Genomic DNA, 16,083 nt, shown 5'->3' with positions numbered 1-16,083 from the left:
TCATGGCAACTGCGCCACATCATCCCTGTGCGCGTCCCGCTTGGCCGAGCGCATTCCCGGCACGCTATTCGAGCCGGCCCTGCTCGGCCTTGGTGCGATACTGGATCGCGATCATCAGGCCCTTGAGCGGGCGAAGCATGCCAAGCGACAGCCCGAGTATCAGCGGCACCCAGAGGATGATGTGCACCCAGAACGGCGGCTGGAAGGTGAACTCGACATAGAGCGCCAGGAACGCGACGATGAAGCCGACGATTAGGATGACGAACACCGCAGGGCCATCGCCTGAATCGATGAACGAATAATCGAGGCCACAGTTCTGGCAGGCCGGCTGCAGGTCGAGAAAGCCCTTGAACAGCTTTCCCTGGCCACAGCGCGGGCAGAGCCCGCGCATTCCGCTCGCCGTCGGCGAGATAGGCGCATAAAGCGCGCGATCCGGAGCATGCTGCGGCTCAGTCGCGTCCGGATCACTCATCGTTCATTCTCCCGACCCCGTCGCTGCTGTCAGGCGAGCAGCGACGCGAGGTCTGCGATCAGGCGGCGTGGATTGGCGCGCCCCAGCCACCCCAGACATAGATGGAGAAGAACAGGAACAGCCAGACCACGTCGACGAAATGCCAGTACCACGCCGCCGCCTCGAAGCCGAAATGCTCCTTGGGGGTGAACTGGCCGGCCAGAGCCCGCGCCAGGCAGACGATCAGGAAGATCGTTCCGATGATGACGTGGAAGCCGTGGAAGCCCGTCGCCATGAAGAATGTGGCGCCATAGATGTTGCCGCCGAACGAAAAGGCAGCGTGCGTATATTCGACCGCCTGGACACAGGAGAAGATGAAGCCGAGCACGATCGTGCAGATCAGGCCCCATTTCAGGCCCTCGCGATCGTTCTCGAGCAGCGCGTGATGCGCCCAGGTCACCGTCGTTCCCGACGTCAGCAGGAGCAGCGTGTTGAGCAGCGGCAGATGCCAGGGATCGAACACCTCGATGCCCTTCGGTGGCCAGTGGCCGCCCGTGAATTCAAAGCGGGCAAACTGCTTCGCCTCATGGGCGAACAGGCTGGCATCGAAGAAGGCCCAGAACCAGGCAACGAAGAACATCACCTCGGAGGCGATGAACAGGATCATGCCATAGCGCAGATGCAGCTGCACCACGCGGGTATGAAAACCCTCCTGCCCTTCCTTGACGACGTCGGTCCACCACGACGCCATGGTGTAGAGCACCATCAGCAGGCCTGGGACCATCCACAGCAGCGAGGCGCCGTGCATGTAGGAGATGCCGCCGATCGCCATCGCCAGCGCCCCGATGGACCCGAGGAACGGCCAGGGACTGGGATTGACGAGATGATAGTCGTGATGCTTGGCGTGGGCTTCAGCCATGATGGTGCTCCCCGGTCCTTATCGAAGCTTCGGATCCGCGGCGCCCGGCCCAAGCGACGCCACAGGCGCCGGTTTGGCCTCAACGCTCGGATAAAACGTATAGGAAAGAGTGATCGTATCCGTGTAGCGGGAATCCGCGTCGTCAGCCATGGCCGGATCGACGAAAAACGTCACCGGCATCTCGACGCGCTCGCCCGCCTTCAGGGTCTGCGAATTGAAGCAGAAACAGGCGATCTTGTTGAAGAAGCGGCCTGACGAATCCGGCTGCACATTGAAGCCCGCTTGTCCCGTCGAGGTCTTGTCCGTGCGATTCTCGGCGAAGAAGCTGACATGGCCAACCTCGCCCAGCCTGACGCGAATCTCGCGCTGCTCAGGACGGAACGCCCAGCCGATCCCATTGGCGACATTGGCGTCGAAGCGCACCGTGACGGTCCGGTCGAGCACCTTGCCCGGCGCCGCTTCCGCGCGCTGGGTCGTGCCGCCATAGCCGGTCACCTGGCAGAACAGGCGGTAGATCGGAACCGACGCAAATGCGGCGGCCAGCATGGCGACGCCAAATACGGCGCTGATGGCCGCCGTCACACCGAGCGAGCGCTTTTTGGCGTGCTGTGGCGCGGGATGCGGTTCGTCAGTGCCCGTCATGGTCAAAGGCTCCGGTTCGCGACATTGCCGCCGAGCTTCACGATCGTCACCGCCCAGAACAGGATGACGAGCGCGCCGAGCGCAAGGCCGATGGCGATCGACCGCGCGCGACGGCGGCGCAGCTGCTCGGGCGTCAGCCTCACACCGTCCTCGATCATCGGCGCGGGCTCGTTGCCGCGATCGCGCTCGAGATCGGCTACCATGAAAGGCCCGCCAGCATGGCCAGCCGCTCGGTGAGCAGCATTGCGAACAGCATGAAGAGATAGAAGATCGAGAAGGCGAACAACCGCTTCGCCGGCACCATCGCCGTGTCGTTGTCGGCCATGCGATAGACCCGGACCGCCATGCCGACGAACACGGCGCCAAGCACGGCCGCGGCGCCGCCATAGGCGAGCGAGGCGAAGCCGAGCAGCGCCGGCAGCACGCCGATCGGCGCAAGCAACACGGAATAGATCAGAATCTGGCGGCGTGTCTCGGCAAGCCCCGCGACCACGGGAAGCATCGGAATGCCGGCCCGCTTGTAGTCATCCGACTTGAACAGCGCGAGCGCCCAGAAATGCGGCGGCGTCCACATGAAGATGATCAGGAACAGCACGATGCTTTCAAGGCTGACCGAGCCGGTGACGGAGGCCCAGGCAACCACCGGCGGGAACGCGCCGGCCGCGCCGCCAATGACGATGTTCTGCGGCGTCCAGCGCTTCAGCCACATCGAATAGACGACGACATAGAAGAAGATCGTGAAGGCGAGAAGGCCGCCCGCGACCGGATTGACCAGCACGGTGAGACAGCCGACCGAGAACGCTGCAAGCGTCAGGCCGAAGGCGAGCGCCTCGCTCTCGGTGATGCGTCCTGCCGGGATCGGGCGCTTCTGCGTGCGCAGCATCAAACGGTCGATATCGGCGTCGTACCACATATTGAGGGCGCCCGACGCGCCGGCGCCGACGGCGATGCAGAGCAGCGCCGCGAAGCCGACGACGGGATGGATCCCGCCAGGCGCCATGACCATGCCGACCAGCGCCGTGAAGACGACCAACGACATCACGCGCGGCTTCAGGAGCGCGATGTAATCCGCCGGGCCGGCGAGGCTCGCGGTGTCGATCCGGTCGATCTGCACGTCAGACATCAAGGGCAACCATTCACTGCTGGAGCCGGGCACGCCCGGCTCCGCTGTTTGAGGTTCGGCTCAGTGCTTCACGTCGCCGATGCGGGGCAGCACTTCCCACTGGTGGAACGGCGGCGGCGAGGACAGCTGCCACTCCAGCGTCGTCGCGCCGGAACCCCAGGGATTGTTCGGCGCCGGCACCTTGCGGCGGAAGGCATCGAACACGCCATAGAGGAAGATCAGGACGGCGAAGGCGGAGATGTAGGAGCCGATCGACGACACGAAGTTCCAGCCCCACAGCGCATCCGGATAGTCGGCATAGCGGCGGGGCATGCCGTCGAGGCCGAGGAAATGCTGCGGGAAGAAGACGAGGTTCACGCCAATGAAGGTGACCCAGAAGTGCAGCTTGCCGATGCGCTCGTCATAGAGATAGCCGAACATCTTCGGGAACCAGTAGTACCAGCCGGCGAAGATGGCGAACACGGCGCCCAGCGACAGCACGTAGTGGAAATGCGCCACCACGAAATAGGTGTCCTGGAAGACGCGGTCGAGGCCGGCATTGGCGAGCATGACGCCCGTGACGCCGCCGACCGTGAACAGGAAGATGAAGCCGACCGCCCAGAGCATCGGCGTGCGGAACTCGATCGAGCCGCCCCACATCGTCGCGATCCACGAGAAGATCTTGATGCCGGTTGGCACCGCGATGACCATCGTGGCGGCCACGAAGTAAGCCTGCGTCTCGAAGGAAAGGCCGGTCGTGTACATGTGGTGCGCCCACACGACGAAGCCGACGACGCCGATGGCGACCATGGCATAGGCCATGCCGATATAGCCGAAGATCGGCTTCTTCGAGAAGGTCGAGATGACGTGGCTGACGATGCCGAAGCCCGGCAGGATCAGGATGTAAACCTCGGGATGGCCGAAGAACCAGAACAGATGCTGGAACAGGATCGGGTCACCGCCGCCTTCCGGCTTGAAGAAAGTGGTGCCGAAATTGCGGTCGGTCAGCAGCATGGTGATCGCACCGGCCAGAACCGGCAGCGAGAGCAGCAGCAGGAAAGCGGTCACGAGCACCGACCAGGCGAAGAGCGGCATCTTGTGCAGCGTCATGCCCGGGGCGCGCATGTTGAAGATCGTGGTGATGAAGTTGATCGCGCCGAGGATCGACGAGGCGCCCGAGATATGCAGGGCCAGGATCGCGAAATCCATCGCCGGGCCGGGCTGGCCTTCGGGGCCGGAGCTCGAGAAGGGCGGATAGATCGTCCAGCCGCCGCCGACGCCATGCTGGCCGGCCGCGCTCGGCATGAACAGCGAGATGATCAGCAGCAGGATCGAGGGCGGCAGCAGCCAGAACGAGATGTTGTTCATGCGCGGGAACGCCATATCAGGCGCCCCGATCATGATCGGCACGAACCAGTTGCCGAAGCCGCCGATCATCGCTGGCATGACCATGAAGAAGATCATGATCAGGCCATGGGCGGTGGTGAAGGTGTTGAACACGTAGGGATTGCCGAAGATCTGCAGGCCGGGGTTCTGCAGCTCCATGCGGATGCCGACCGACAGCGCGCCACCGATGATGCCCGACATGATCGCGAAGATCAGGTACATCGTGCCGATGTCTTTGTGGTTGGTCGAATAGACCCAGCGCCGCCATCCGGTCGGATGGTGATCGTGCGACGCCTCTGCGGCATGAGTAGCCATGGCCTCACCTCTTCCCTTAATTCATCAGGCCCGCTGGCGCAGCGCGCCGGGGCCGGGCAACGAGATTGCGCGGCGGCGCCGCTATCAGCGCGCCGCGACCTCTACGATCGAACCGGCCGAGGCCGGGGTCACGGCATCCTTCGACGCCACCTTGGCCGCGTCGGCCTCGATGCTGGCGAAAAGCTGCTTGTAGGCGCCCGGCAGATCCGTCTTCGCCGCGGTGACCCATGTCTTGAACTGTTCCGGCTTCACCACGCGGATCGCGATCGGCATGAAGGCGTGATTGATGCCGCAGAGCTCCGAGCACTGACCGTAATAGATGCCTTCGCGCTCTGCGAGGAACCAGGTCTCGTTGAGGCGACCGGGGATCGCGTCAATCTTGATGCCGAAGGAAGGCAGCGCGAAGGAGTGAATGACGTCCTGGCCGATGACCTGCATGCGGACGACCGTGCCGACCGGAACAATCATCTCGTTATCCACGGCCAGCAGCCGCGGCTGCGTCTTCGGATCCTTGATCTCGTTCTCCGGGATCATGTTCGAATCGAAGGCGACGCCGTCATTGTCCGGATATTCGTAGTTCCAGTACCACTGGATGCCCGTCGCCTTGACGGTCAGGACCTTGGCCGGATCGTAGTCCTTGATGATGCGGCCCGGGTCCTGCTGCGCGAACAGCAGCGAGAACGAGGGAATCGCAATCGCCATCAGGATGAGGATCGGCGCAACGGTCCAGACGACCTCGATCAGCGTGTTGTGCGAGGTCCGCGAGGCAACCGGGTTGGACTTCGCGTTGAAGCGGATCATCACATAGATCAACAGAGCCGCCACGATCAGCACGATCGCGACCATCGCGATGGTGATGCCGGTGTTGAAGCTGTTGATCCGCTCCATGATCGGAGAAGCCGGCTCCTGCAGCCACATCGCCCAGGGTGTCGGCTGGGCGGCCTCGGCGGCGCCCGACATCGCGCCGAGGACTGCCGCGATCGACCCACCGAGCAACAAGCCCGATCCGAGACGCGTCTTGGCCTTCGTCACGTCGTCACTCCCTTTCATTCCTCAGCGCCATCCGGTGCGCCCGCGCTGCCGGCCTCCGTTGCGCCACTTTCCACAACAGTATAGGCCGAAGGCAGGATGCTTCCACGGTGCGATTTCGGATTTGCCGAATATCGCCCGAGACAAACCACATGGACCTTTGCCTCGCAACGGTGGATCGTGAGAAATGATGCGGCAAATCGCGCCCGGCATGACTTCGATCAATGCGGCCCGGATTGCCCCAGGCCGTGCAAGAGTCATAGGTCCGAAATGGCGGGAATCCAGGAGATCGAACCGGTGAACACGACTGAACTGCACGGGCGCGCGCCGCGCCGGATGCTTCTGCTGGCGGCCCTTGGCCTCGCACTGGCGTTTGTTCTCGCCCCGCTGGCCGGGCCGTCCGGCGCCGCGCGGGCGCAGGGCGTTTCCAAGGGCATGCATGGCGACTGGGAAACCCGCTGCGACAAGCCGCCGGGCGCGCAGGAGGAAATCTGCTCGATGATGCAGTTCGTCACCGCAGAGGACCGCGACAATGTCGGTCTCTCGGTGATCGTGCTGAAGACGGCGGACAAGAAGGCCAAGGTGATGCGCGTGCTGGCGCCGCTCGGCGTGCTGCTACCGTCCGGCCTCGGGCTCAAGATCGACCAGAACGAGATGGGCCGCGCCGGTTTCGTGCGCTGCCTCCCGGACGGCTGCCTCGCCGAGGTGATTCTCGACGACAACCTCATTGCCAAGCTCCGCGCCGGCAAGACCGCGACCTTCGTGATCTTCCAGACGCCGGAGGAAGGCATCGGCATCCCGATCTCGCTGAACGGCTTCGGTCCGGGCTTCGACGCCCTACCCTGACGAAAGACGCGGCAACATGGCTCCGATCCGGTCTCCCGAGGCCCTGCGGGCGCTTTATGGCGCCCCTTCGCCGCGCGCGCTCGCCAAGCAGCTCGACCATATCGACAAGCATTGCCGCGCCTTCATCGCGCTGTCGCCCTTCCTCGTCCTGGCAACTGAGGGCCCGGATGGGCTCGGCGACGCGACGCCGCGCGGCGATCATCCCGGCTTTGTTACAGTCGCCGACGAGCGGACGCTGATCATCCCGGACAGGCCTGGCAACCGGCGCATCGATTCGCTGACCAATATCGTCGCGCGTCCGACGGTCGGGCTGCTCTTCCTCATTCCCGGTTTCCTGGAGACGCTGCGCGTCAACGGCGACGCGGTGGTCAATGACGACCTCGCTCTGCGGGAAGCGCATCGCGTCGATGATTCGCTGCCCGCCACCGTCCTCGTGGTGACCGTGCGCGAGGCCTATCTGCAATGCGGCAAGGCGCTGATGCGCTCGGACCTCTGGGTCCCGGCCAGTTGGCCCGAACGGACCCTGCTGCCGACCATGGGCGAAATGCTGAAGGACCACACGCGGTCGAACAACCCGCCCGAAAGCGATGCCGAGATGCTGGAGCGCTACAAGGCTGTGCTTTACTGAAGCCGGCCCTATTGGGGCTCGGCGCCCAAACCGACCGCAAGAGCCCCTCTTTCGCCCTCATCCGCCGCCAAGGGGTGCGAACCGCCCGGTGATCGCCTATCTGTCGTGGCAACAACGTTCCGGAGTTTCCCCCATGGCCGACGAATCCCTGTCCATCCTTGCCCGCGCCGGGCTCGATCGCGGCGAGACGGAGGCCGTGGTCGCGGAGGCGCTTAAGGGCGCCGATGATGGCGAGCTCTATCTCGAATATGCACAGTCCGAGGGGCTCGTCTTTGACAACGGCCGTCTGTCGGGCGCGAGCTATGATGTGCGCCAGGGCTTCGGCCTCCGCGCCGTCGCCGGCGAGGCCGTCGGCTATGCCCATGCCGGCGAAGTTTCGCTCGACGCGATCCGCCGCGCCGGCGAGGCGGTCGCTTCGGTGAAGTCAGGCCATTCCGGCATCCTGGCCGAGCCGCCGGCCGGCACCAATCGCCGCCTCTATACCGACGAGAACCCACTGGGCGCGCCGAGCTTCGCCGACAAGGTGACGCTGCTCGAACAGATCGATGCCTATGCACGCGCCAGGGATCCGCGCGTGCGCCAGGTCAGCGCCTCGCTCGCCGGGTCTTGGCAGGTGGTGGAGATTCTCCGGCCCGACGGCACCTATCGGCGCGACATCCGCCCGATGGTGCGGGTCAATGTCTCGATCATCGCGGGCGAAGGCGACCGGCAGGAACAGGGCTCGTTCGGCATGGGCGGACGCGAGGGCTTCGGCCAGTTCGTGACCACCGAGCGCTGGCAGTATGCGGTCGACCAGGCGCTGCGCCAGGCGCTCGTCAATCTCGACGCCATCCCCGCGCCGGCCGGCACCTTCGATGTCGTGCTCGGACCGGGCTGGCCGGGCGTGATGCTGCATGAAGCCGTCGGCCACGGGCTCGAAGGCGATTTCAACCGCCGCGGTGAAAGCGCGTTTGCCGGCCTGATGGGCCAGCAAGTAGCGGCCAAGGGCGTGACCGTGGTCGATGACGGCTCGATCGTCGACCGGCGCGGTTCGCTCTCCTTCGACGACGAGGGCACGCCGACCCAGGCGACGACGCTGATCGAGGACGGCATCCTCGTCGGCTACATGCAGGACAGGCAGAACGCCCGTCTGATGGGCATGAAGCCGACCGGCAATGGCCGCCGGCAATCCTATGCGCATGTGCCGATGCCGCGCATGACCAACACGATCATGCTCGGGGGCAATCATCAGCCGGACGAGATCCTCGGCTCGGTCAAGAACGGGCTCTACATGGTCTCGTTCGGCGGCGGCCAGGTCGACATCACCTCCGGCAAGTTCGTGTTCGCCTCGACCGAGGCCTACATGATCGAGAACGGCCGCATCGGTGCGCCGGTGAAGGGCGCGATGCTGATCGGCAATGGGCCGGATGCGATGCGGCGTGTATCGATGGTCGGCAACGACATGGCGCTCGATCTCGGCATCGGCACCTGCGGCAAGAGCGGCCAGGGCGTGCCGGTCGGCGTCGGCCAGCCGACGCTCAGGATCGACCAGATCACGGTCGGCGGTACGGCGACATAGGCGAACGCACGTCGCCTATCGGCCCCCGGATGCCTCACGCCGCGCATATTCGGTGCGCGGCGAATGGCCGAATAGCTCCTTGTAGGCGCGGCTGAAGGCGGCCTCCGAGACATAGCCGATCCGCATGCCGATCTCGCCGATTCGCGCATCCCGTCTTGCCAGCATTTCCCTGGCGAGCCCCAGCCGCCATTCATTCTGGTAGCGAAGCGGCGAGCGCCCGACGAGCGCCGCGAACCGCTCACAGAAGCTGGAGCGCGACATGTTGGCGATATCAGCCAGCGCCGGAACGCTCCAGCGCTGCATCGGCTGCTGATGGATGACCTTCAGGGCGCGTGCGATACGCGGATCGGCGAGCCCGCCCAGCCACCCCGTCGTTTGGCCCTGATGCACCCAGGTGCGCAGCGCGCGAATGACAATGAGGTCGATCAGCCGCGAGATCATCAAGGCCGCCCCCGGCTGGACGTCGCTCGTCTCCAGCAGCAGGAAATGGGCGATGCCTTCGATCCACCCGCCGCCATCCTCCGGTCGGAGGTGGATACAGGGCGGCAATGCGAAGATCATGCCGCGCAGGCTGTCTGGATCGAACAAGAAGCGGCAGACGACGACCTTCGCGCTCGAATCCGACGCCACGAGCCGGAAACCCTCGCATCCCCTCGGGAATAGCAGGAGGTGATCCGCGTCGACCTTAACGAGGGTCGAGTCGTCGCTCGCCATCTGCAGCGCGCCTGCCGTGACCACGGCGACATGGGCCTCTTGCGGCGCGACATCGAGCTCCTCCCCCGCGGCCAGAGCTTGCGAGACCACGTGATCGCCGGTGAGCCGGATCTGCGACAGAACGTCGGAAAGCAGATCCCCCGTAACGGTCGCATCCGGGCTTTCCGGACGAATGATCAAGTTTTCCAGCAGTTCAGTCATGGCTGTCTGTGGCCCCAAGCCGTACATAGCTTACGGCAAGATCGCGTATCACAATGATAATACGTGGTTTTCTTGGATCAAGCCAAACCGTTTCAGGAGCACCGTGCGCGAGCGGATTCTTTTCCGATCCTCTCCGCGCGCGGGCCGAAAGGATATATCGATGAGCTACGCAACCCTTCCGCAACCCTCCCCTCTCGCCGCATCGCGCTGGCTGAGGTCGTATTATTTTACCCGCGCCGGCTTCTCCATCGTCTGGGTCGCGGCCGCCTTCACGCTCGGCAGGAGCATGCCAGCGATCGAGGCTGCTCTTCTGATCGCGTATCCGGCCTGGGATGCCGTCGCCAATATCGTCGATGCGCAGCGCAGTGGCGGCCTGAAGGCCAATCCCAGCCAGGCGCTGAACGCCACCATCAGCGTGCTGACCAGCCTCGCCGTCGTCATCGCACTCGGGTACAGCCTGAACGCGGTTCTGGCCGTTTTCGGCGCCTGGGCGATCGTTGCCGGTCTGTTGCAGCTGATCACCGGCGCGCGGCGTTGGAAGACCGGCGCGCAATGGGCGATGATCCTGAGCGGCGCCCAGTCTGCGCTGGCTGGCGGCTTCTTCATCAAGCAGGCGACGGGGGCCGCCACGCCCGGCATCGCCGATATTGCGCCCTATGCAGCCTTTGGCGCGTTCTATTTCCTCATCTCCGCCATATGGCTGGCCGTGAAGCTGGCTCGGACGGGGTCGCGCCGGTAGCAAGCCGCTCCTCGCGATGCGACCGACTGCCCCCGCACAGGACACGGCCCGGAGATCAACGCCTATGGATAGAGCCGCTCGCGGCTCCATTGGGGCGCGTCCGGTTCGGCACGGCCGAAGACGATCCGGTCATGCAGGCGGAAGGAACCGTCCTTCCAGAATTCGATCTGCGTGGGGCGAATGCGGAAGCCTGACCAATGCGGCGGGCGCGGAACGTCGCCAAGTGGATAGCGGGCCGCCACCAGCGCGACGGCCTTCTCCAGGGCGAAGCGCGATTCGAGTGGCCGCGACTGCTGCGAAGCCCAAGCGCCGAGCCGGCTGTGGCGCGCGCGCGTCTTGAAATAGTCGTCTGCTTCCTTGGGAGTGACTTGCTCGACAGGGCCGCGCACGCGCACCTGCCGCCTGAGCGACTTCCAATGGAAGAGCAATGCCGCTTTCGGCTGCGCCAGGAGCTCGCGCCCCTTGGCGCTTTCGTAGTTCGTGTAAAATACGAAGCCGCTCTCGTCGAAATCCTTCAAGAGCACCATCCGCACATCCGGCAGGCCATCCGCGTCGACGGTTGCCAGCGCCATGGCGTTGGGATCGTTCGGCTCGCTCTTTTCCGCTTCGAGCAGCCATTCCGCAAAAAGGCCGAATGGGTTGGTCGCGTCCGTGAAGTCACTCATTCTTAACCCAATTTCCCCGATGCTGCAGCCAATGCTCCAGGGGCGTGCATGCCGCAACCGACCAAAGATATAGCGGGCGCCAGCCCCTTTGCCAGCCATCGGCAACGCTCTGCGCGCCGCGAGGGCAGCGCATGAGACGTGGCGCGGCGATTCTCGTCATCGCCTGCGGCCTCGCTGGCTGCGGCCTGTCGCCGTTCGGTCATGGCGGCGTCGACAGCATGACCACCGGCTCGATCACGCCAGCGGCCACCCCAGAGCCGCAACCGGTGCAGCCGCCGGCACCGACTGTCGTCGGGTCGCTCGCGCAATCGGACTGGGAGACGATCCGGACGCTCGCCGCCGACCGGCTGGCCGAAGCCCCCAACGGCGACCCGCTCGACTGGACAAATCCCGACACCGGGAACGAGGGCACGATCGCGGCCCTTGCCGATGCACGCATCCGGACGGGCGGGCTTTCCTGCCGGCCGATCGCACTGACGGTCAGCGACGTACGCGGCGTGAGGCGCTATCATGGTCATGCGTGCCGGTCGATCGACGGGTCGTGGCAGCTCTTCGACATGTCGGCGGACGATCAGGCCCTGCTCTGAACCGTCGCTGAAAGTCGCTCAGCCGCAACGCTTGCGACTGGAATCAATTCCTAGGTCTCCTTATATGACCTGACGATCCCGGGTCTGCGGACCGGGACCGAATTCTGCCCGCCGAGGGGGTTTTCATGCGTGATCCATATCAGGTGCTCGGCGTCGAGAAGACGGCGAGCGAAGCCGAAATCAAGAAGGCGTTCCGGCGCCTGGCCAAATCGTCACATCCCGATCGCAACAAGGATGATCCGAAGGCGCAGGATCGATTCGCCGAACTCAATTCCGCCTATGAGATCGTCGGCGACAAGGAAAAACGCGAGAAGTTCGATCGCGGCGAGATCGACGCCGAAGGCAAGCCGCGCTTCCAGGGCGGCGGCTTCGACGATTTCCAGGGGTTTTCCAGCCGTGGCGCGCGCCCCGGTCCCGGAGCGCAGAGCTTCCGTTGGTCGAGTGAGGGCGGCGCGAGCGACGACGACATCCTCTCCGACATCCTGTCCGGCTTTTCCAGCCGGGCCGGCTTCGGCGCGCGGCGCGGCGCCGGTCCAAGGCCGCAGCAGACACGCACGCCGGGCGAGGACGTCAATGCCGCTGTAGCCGTCACGCTCGAGCAGATCGTTCGCGGCGACAAGGTTCGCGCAGAACTGCCGACCGGCCGGACGCTCGAGGTTGCGATCCCGCCCGGAACGCGATCCGGCAAGCAGATCCGCCTGCGCGGACAGGGCTGGGCGAGCCCGGATGGTGGCCCCGCCGGCGACGCCATGATCACCGTCGAGTTCATTCCGCATCCCCTGTTCAAGGTGGAGGGCGACAATCTTCGCATCGATCTGCCGGTGACTCTGGATGAGGCGGTTCTCGGCGCCAAGGTGCGCGTACCAACGCTCGGCGGTTCGGTGACGATGACCGTTCCGGCCCATTCGAATGGCGGCCGCGTCATGCGCCTCAAAGGCAAGGGATTGCCGACCACGGCCGGCGGTCATGGCGACCTTCTGGTCGCGCTGCGCATCACGCTGCCGGAGACGATCGATCCCGAGTTCGAGGCGCTGATGCAGCGCTGGCGCGACAGCCATCGCTACAGCGCACGCGGACCGGAATACGACGCCTGACGCTATCCCTTCGGGCGCGGCGCAGCGGCGCGGGCGAGACGATCGCGAATCGCCTCGCCGAGCCCCTCATGGGGTATTGGCGCCACGGCGATCGATACCGCCACGCCATCGAGCGTCCGCAGCGCGGCGAAGAGCCCAGCCGCCGCTTCGACGAGATCACCGCGCGGGCTGAGATTGACGATAGCTGCCGCCTGAGCGGCGCCCTTCAGCGGATGCGGACCGAAATCGATCAGCGCCTCGCCGGGCCTAACCTCGGCCACGTCGAGCCTGACGGCGGCCGCCGGCGCGTAGTGCGAGGCCAGTTGCCCCGGGGCGACCGGCGCCTCGGGATCTTCGAGACCCGCCGTGACAAGCGACGTACCCGTCAAACCCTCGATGCGTTCGCGGGAAAGCCCGCCGGCGCGCAGCAGATGGATGGTGCCGTTCACGACGCGCAAAATGGTCGATTCGACGCCGACGGCGCTCGGCCCCGCATCGAGGATGATCGGCACGACCTCGCCGAGGTCCGTCTCGACATGGGCGGCGGTGGTCGGGCTGACATGGCCTGACCGGTTGGCGCTCGGTGCGGCGAGCGGACCGCCAAAGGCGGCAAGGAGCGCGAGCGCGGCCGGATGCGCCGGCACGCGGATTGCGACCGTATCCAATCCGGCAGTGGCAAGGTCCGAGAGCCCGGCATCGCTGCGTTTTGGCACAACCAGCGTCAGCGGCCCTGGCCAGAACGCCTCGGCAAGGCGCCGCGACAGCGGATCGAACACGGCAAGCTGTTCGGCCGCGCCGAAATCGGCGACATGGGCGATGAGAGGATTGAAGCGGGGCCGCCCCTTGGCGGCATAGATGCGCGCGACCGCCTCGCCATTGCGCGCGTCGGCGGCAAGGCCATAGACCGTCTCGGTCGGCATCGCCACGAGGCCGCCGGCCGAAAGGACCATGACAGCATCGCGGATCGCGGCCTGGTCGAAGGCAGACCTGATCATCGCGGCGCCTCGCTTTTTCCATGCACTGGCATGGCGCTTCAAGAAACCAGCGCCGCGGCGCCGTCAAGTCCCGCCGGCCGCAGCCGACGCTTCCGGGCTTCGGCCGCCAAGGGATCGGACGGGGCTCGCTGCGCGTTGTAGCTCCTGATATGAACGAGATCGCCCGGCACGCGGCGACGCATCATTTGTGCCCATGCGAGGCGATTCCCATCCATGCGAGGCGGAAACCCATGGCGACGCTTCTGATCGGCAGCCCGATCTTTGCCCGGCATATCGTTCCCTTCGGGCATCCCGAACGTCCCGAACGGATCGTTGCCGTCGAGGCGGCGCTGGCCGAGCCAGGCTTCGATACGCTTGTCCGCGAGCGCGCCGAGATGGCCGACGAAACGATGGTAATGCTTTGCCATCCAGCCTCCCATCTCGACATGCTGCGCGATGCGAGCCCCCGCGAAGGGCTTGGCCGGCTCGACGCCGATACGGTGATGTCGCCGAAGACACTGGAAGCCGCCCTGACCGCCGTTGGCGGCGCCTGCCAGGCAGTTGACGCGGTGATGCAAGGCCGTGTCGCCAATGCCTTTTGCGCCATGCGGCCGCCCGGCCATCACGCCGAACCGGAACGGGCGATGGGCTTCTGCTTCTTCAACCAGGCGGCGATCGCCGCGCGTCATGCCCAGAGCGTGCACGGCGCCGGGCGCGTCGCGATCATCGATTGGGACGTGCACCATGGCAACGGCACGCAGGCCATCTTCTGGGACGATCCCTCGGTCCTCTATGCTTCGACGCACCAGATCCCGCTCTATCCCGGCACGGGCGCCGCATCCGAAACCGGCGCCGGCAACATCGTCAATGCGCCGCTGCCACCCGGTGCCGCTGGAGCCCTCTTCCGCGAGGCGTTCGAGACGCGCCTCCTGCCGGCGCTCGACGATTTCCGCGGCGACCTCATCATCATATCCGCCGGCTTCGACGCCCATTGGCGCGATCCACTCGGCGGGCTCGAACTCAATGAAGAGGACTTCGCCTGGGCGACCGACGCGCTGATGGCGCGGGCAGACCGGGATTGCGGCGGGCGCATCGTCAGCATTCTCGAAGGCGGCTACGATCTCAAGGGACTGGCCGGCTCGGTCAGCGCCCATGTCACGCGTCTGATGGCGAACAGCTAGCCAAGCCAGGCCGGAAAGAGCTTTCCGAGCGAACCGACGATCATCTCCATGGCGATGGCAGCCAGGACCAGCCCCATCAGCCGGCGCGTCAGCGACAATGTCATTGGCGACATCCAGTGGCTGATGAAGGGTGCGGCCAGCGTGGCGATGCCGAAGAAGACGAGATAGGCGGCGAGCGTGATCGCATACACGCCCATGGCACCCGCCTCGGCGGAGGTTTGCGCAAAGACGATGACGGTCGCCATCGTCCCGGGACCGAAGGCGATCGGAATGCCCAGCGGGTAGATGCCGATACTGGAGGCAACGGGAAACTTGGCCTGTTCCTCGGGCGTCCCGGCATGGGAGGGATGGTCCTCACCATTCAACATCGACAGGGCGATCAAGAGGACGATCAATCCGCCCGCCAGTCGGAAATGCGGGATATCGATGCCGAAGACGTTGAGCAGCAGGCGGCCGACCAAGGCGCAGATCACGCTTCCGATCGTCACCGTCGCGATCATCGTGAGCGCCGTGCGTCGGTTGCTGGCGGTGTCCTGGCCCCCTGTCATGGCAAGGAAGACGGGCAGCGTGGTCAGCGGATTCATGATCGCGAACAGGGCCGCAAAGAACTTCAAGCCGACGGTCCAGTCCATTCGTCACGATCCCCTTCCGATTCCACCGCAGAAGCCAGCATAGCCCGTGGATGCGCCGGGCATCCACCTGCACCGCGCTTGCGTCAGGCAGCCCGATGTCGGAAAACATGGCGATGCACAGGGAGAACGAACCATGACCGAGACGGCCACGCCGATCGCCAGCCTCTCCTTCGAGAAGGCGCTCGCCGAGCTTGAAACGATCGTGGGCCATCTCGAACGCGGCGATGTCCCGCTCGAAGAATCGATCCGCATCTATGAGCGCGGCGAGGCCCTGAAGAAACATTGCGAGGCGCTTCTGGCTCAGGCCGAGGCCAAGGTCGAGAAGATCAGGACCGGTGCGTCCGGCCAGGCGATCGGCACGGAGCCTCTCGACGTCGAAGGCTGATCCGCCTCCATCGTTGCGCGACGCAATCCTGAACGGTGCGTCGTCGCTGGCGGTCC

19 protein-coding genes are annotated in these 16,083 nt (G+C 65.2%); 8 read left to right on the top strand and 11 right to left on the bottom strand.

Annotated features, from left to right (window positions below):
* Positions 1–64 precede the first annotated feature (64 nt).
* From LB518_RS00700 to coxB, 7 genes are all read right to left on the bottom strand, one after another.
* Complete coding sequence (locus LB518_RS00700; RefSeq protein ID WP_224571922.1) at positions 65–472, bottom strand: DUF983 domain-containing protein; 408 nt, start codon at positions 470–472, stop codon at positions 65–67.
* A gap of 58 nt (positions 473–530) precedes the next feature.
* On the bottom strand, positions 531–1,370 hold the full coding sequence (locus tag LB518_RS00695) for a cytochrome c oxidase subunit 3 (RefSeq protein WP_224571920.1): 840 nt from the start codon (positions 1,368–1,370) through the stop codon (positions 531–533).
* An 18-nt stretch (positions 1,371–1,388) separates the two neighbouring features.
* Complete coding sequence (locus LB518_RS00690) at positions 1,389–2,012, bottom strand: cytochrome c oxidase assembly protein (RefSeq protein WP_224571919.1); 624 nt, start codon at positions 2,010–2,012, stop codon at positions 1,389–1,391.
* Between the two features lie 2 nt (positions 2,013–2,014).
* The gene (locus tag LB518_RS00685) at positions 2,015–2,215 is read right to left on the bottom strand and encodes a cytochrome c oxidase system small membrane protein (protein WP_224574348.1); all 201 of its coding nucleotides are present in this window, start codon (positions 2,213–2,215) and stop codon (positions 2,015–2,017) included.
* On the bottom strand, positions 2,209–3,135 hold the full coding sequence (locus tag LB518_RS00680) for a heme o synthase (RefSeq protein WP_224571917.1): 927 nt from the start codon (positions 3,133–3,135) through the stop codon (positions 2,209–2,211). Before LB518_RS00680 ends, LB518_RS00685 begins: the two co-directional genes overlap by 7 nt.
* A gap of 60 nt (positions 3,136–3,195) precedes the next feature.
* Entirely contained in the window at positions 3,196–4,815 is a 1,620-nt protein-coding gene (ctaD, locus tag LB518_RS00675; RefSeq protein ID WP_224571915.1) for a cytochrome c oxidase subunit I, read from the bottom strand.
* Between the two features lie 84 nt (positions 4,816–4,899).
* A complete protein-coding gene (gene coxB / locus LB518_RS00670; RefSeq protein WP_224574234.1) occupies positions 4,900–5,775 on the bottom strand; it encodes a cytochrome c oxidase subunit II in 876 nt (291 codons plus the stop codon).
* Positions 5,776–6,180: 405 nt separating this feature from the next.
* Between coxB and LB518_RS00665 the strand changes: the two genes are divergently transcribed.
* From LB518_RS00665 to tldD, 3 genes are all read left to right on the top strand, one after another.
* Positions 6,181–6,690, top strand: a complete 510-nt coding sequence (locus LB518_RS00665; protein ID WP_286198560.1) for an invasion associated locus B family protein — start codon at positions 6,181–6,183, stop codon at positions 6,688–6,690.
* A 16-nt stretch (positions 6,691–6,706) separates the two neighbouring features.
* On the top strand, positions 6,707–7,318 hold the full coding sequence (locus LB518_RS00660) for a pyridoxamine 5'-phosphate oxidase family protein (RefSeq protein ID WP_224571910.1): 612 nt from the start codon (positions 6,707–6,709) through the stop codon (positions 7,316–7,318).
* A gap of 133 nt (positions 7,319–7,451) precedes the next feature.
* The gene (tldD, locus tag LB518_RS00655; protein WP_224571908.1) at positions 7,452–8,876 is read left to right on the top strand and encodes a metalloprotease TldD; all 1,425 of its coding nucleotides are present in this window, start codon (positions 7,452–7,454) and stop codon (positions 8,874–8,876) included.
* Between the two features lie 15 nt (positions 8,877–8,891).
* Here the strand turns inward: tldD and LB518_RS00650 are convergent, their stop codons facing one another.
* Complete coding sequence (locus tag LB518_RS00650; protein WP_224571905.1) at positions 8,892–9,791, bottom strand: AraC family transcriptional regulator; 900 nt, start codon at positions 9,789–9,791, stop codon at positions 8,892–8,894.
* A gap of 160 nt (positions 9,792–9,951) precedes the next feature.
* On the opposite strand from LB518_RS00650, the gene LB518_RS00645 reads away from it, so the two are divergent.
* Entirely contained in the window at positions 9,952–10,530 is a 579-nt protein-coding gene (locus LB518_RS00645) for a DUF308 domain-containing protein (protein WP_224574232.1), read from the top strand.
* Positions 10,531–10,592: 62 nt separating this feature from the next.
* Here LB518_RS00645 and pdxH read toward each other — a convergent pair whose 3' ends face one another.
* Complete coding sequence (gene pdxH / locus LB518_RS00640) at positions 10,593–11,195, bottom strand: pyridoxamine 5'-phosphate oxidase (protein ID WP_224571904.1); 603 nt, start codon at positions 11,193–11,195, stop codon at positions 10,593–10,595.
* Between the two features lie 131 nt (positions 11,196–11,326).
* Here pdxH and LB518_RS00635 point away from each other — a divergent pair, with 131 nt between their 5' ends.
* Positions 11,327–11,782, top strand: a complete 456-nt coding sequence (locus LB518_RS00635) for an RT0821/Lpp0805 family surface protein (RefSeq protein WP_224571901.1) — start codon at positions 11,327–11,329, stop codon at positions 11,780–11,782.
* Between the two features lie 125 nt (positions 11,783–11,907).
* Positions 11,908–12,876, top strand: coding sequence for a DnaJ C-terminal domain-containing protein (locus LB518_RS00630; protein ID WP_224571900.1), 969 nt, complete (start codon positions 11,908–11,910; stop codon positions 12,874–12,876).
* Positions 12,877–12,878: 2 nt separating this feature from the next.
* Here LB518_RS00630 and LB518_RS00625 read toward each other — a convergent pair whose 3' ends face one another.
* Entirely contained in the window at positions 12,879–13,850 is a 972-nt protein-coding gene (locus LB518_RS00625) for an L-threonylcarbamoyladenylate synthase (RefSeq protein ID WP_224571898.1), read from the bottom strand.
* Positions 13,851–14,080: 230 nt separating this feature from the next.
* On the opposite strand from LB518_RS00625, the gene LB518_RS00620 reads away from it, so the two are divergent.
* Positions 14,081–15,010: a histone deacetylase family protein gene (locus tag LB518_RS00620; protein ID WP_224571873.1), complete on the top strand. Its 930-nt coding sequence runs from the start codon at positions 14,081–14,083 to the stop codon at positions 15,008–15,010.
* On the opposite strand, the gene LB518_RS00615 is transcribed toward LB518_RS00620, so the two are convergent.
* Positions 15,007–15,642, bottom strand: a complete 636-nt coding sequence (locus tag LB518_RS00615) for a MarC family protein (RefSeq protein WP_224571871.1) — start codon at positions 15,640–15,642, stop codon at positions 15,007–15,009. The two genes, LB518_RS00620 and LB518_RS00615, sit on opposite strands and share 4 nt — an antisense overlap.
* Positions 15,643–15,775: 133 nt before the next feature.
* On the opposite strand from LB518_RS00615, the gene LB518_RS00610 reads away from it, so the two are divergent.
* A complete protein-coding gene (locus tag LB518_RS00610; RefSeq protein WP_224571869.1) occupies positions 15,776–16,027 on the top strand; it encodes an exodeoxyribonuclease VII small subunit in 252 nt (83 codons plus the stop codon).
* Positions 16,028–16,083 lie beyond the last annotated feature (56 nt).

The organism is Mesorhizobium sp. BR1-1-16, from assembly GCF_020165495.1.
In the GTDB taxonomy this organism is placed as follows: domain Bacteria; phylum Pseudomonadota; class Alphaproteobacteria; order Rhizobiales; family Kaistiaceae; genus Kaistia.
The sequence above is the reverse complement of the archived record's forward strand: the minus strand, read 5'-3'. Positions and strand labels throughout refer to the sequence as shown.

Coding starts and splice junctions, on each gene's coding strand:
- LB518_RS00690 (WP_224571919.1), bottom strand. CDS start 2,012: ATGACGGGCACTGACGAACCGCATCCCGCGCCACAGCACGCCAAAAAG.
- LB518_RS00700 (WP_224571922.1), bottom strand. CDS start 472: ATGAGTGATCCGGACGCGACTGAGCCGCAGCATGCTCCGGATCGCGCG.
- LB518_RS00660 (WP_224571910.1), top strand. CDS start 6,707: ATGGCTCCGATCCGGTCTCCCGAGGCCCTGCGGGCGCTTTATGGCGCC.
- LB518_RS00610 (WP_224571869.1), top strand. CDS start 15,776: ATGACCGAGACGGCCACGCCGATCGCCAGCCTCTCCTTCGAGAAGGCG.
- LB518_RS00620 (WP_224571873.1), top strand. CDS start 14,081: ATGGCGACGCTTCTGATCGGCAGCCCGATCTTTGCCCGGCATATCGTT.
- LB518_RS00630 (WP_224571900.1), top strand. CDS start 11,908: ATGCGTGATCCATATCAGGTGCTCGGCGTCGAGAAGACGGCGAGCGAA.
- LB518_RS00615 (WP_224571871.1), bottom strand. CDS start 15,642: ATGGACTGGACCGTCGGCTTGAAGTTCTTTGCGGCCCTGTTCGCGATC.
- coxB (WP_224574234.1), bottom strand. CDS start 5,775: ATGTCGGGCGCCGCCGAGGCCGCCCAGCCGACACCCTGGGCGATGTGG.
- LB518_RS00680 (WP_224571917.1), bottom strand. CDS start 3,135: ATGTCTGACGTGCAGATCGACCGGATCGACACCGCGAGCCTCGCCGGC.
- LB518_RS00685 (WP_224574348.1), bottom strand. CDS start 2,215: ATGGTAGCCGATCTCGAGCGCGATCGCGGCAACGAGCCCGCGCCGATG.
- pdxH (WP_224571904.1), bottom strand. CDS start 11,195: ATGAGTGACTTCACGGACGCGACCAACCCATTCGGCCTTTTTGCGGAA.
- LB518_RS00625 (WP_224571898.1), bottom strand. CDS start 13,850: ATGATCAGGTCTGCCTTCGACCAGGCCGCGATCCGCGATGCTGTCATG.
- LB518_RS00665 (WP_286198560.1), top strand. CDS start 6,181: ATGCTTCTGCTGGCGGCCCTTGGCCTCGCACTGGCGTTTGTTCTCGCC.
- LB518_RS00645 (WP_224574232.1), top strand. CDS start 9,952: ATGAGCTACGCAACCCTTCCGCAACCCTCCCCTCTCGCCGCATCGCGC.
- LB518_RS00695 (WP_224571920.1), bottom strand. CDS start 1,370: ATGGCTGAAGCCCACGCCAAGCATCACGACTATCATCTCGTCAATCCC.
- LB518_RS00650 (WP_224571905.1), bottom strand. CDS start 9,791: ATGACTGAACTGCTGGAAAACTTGATCATTCGTCCGGAAAGCCCGGAT.
- tldD (WP_224571908.1), top strand. CDS start 7,452: ATGGCCGACGAATCCCTGTCCATCCTTGCCCGCGCCGGGCTCGATCGC.
- ctaD (WP_224571915.1), bottom strand. CDS start 4,815: ATGGCTACTCATGCCGCAGAGGCGTCGCACGATCACCATCCGACCGGA.
- LB518_RS00635 (WP_224571901.1), top strand. CDS start 11,327: ATGAGACGTGGCGCGGCGATTCTCGTCATCGCCTGCGGCCTCGCTGGC.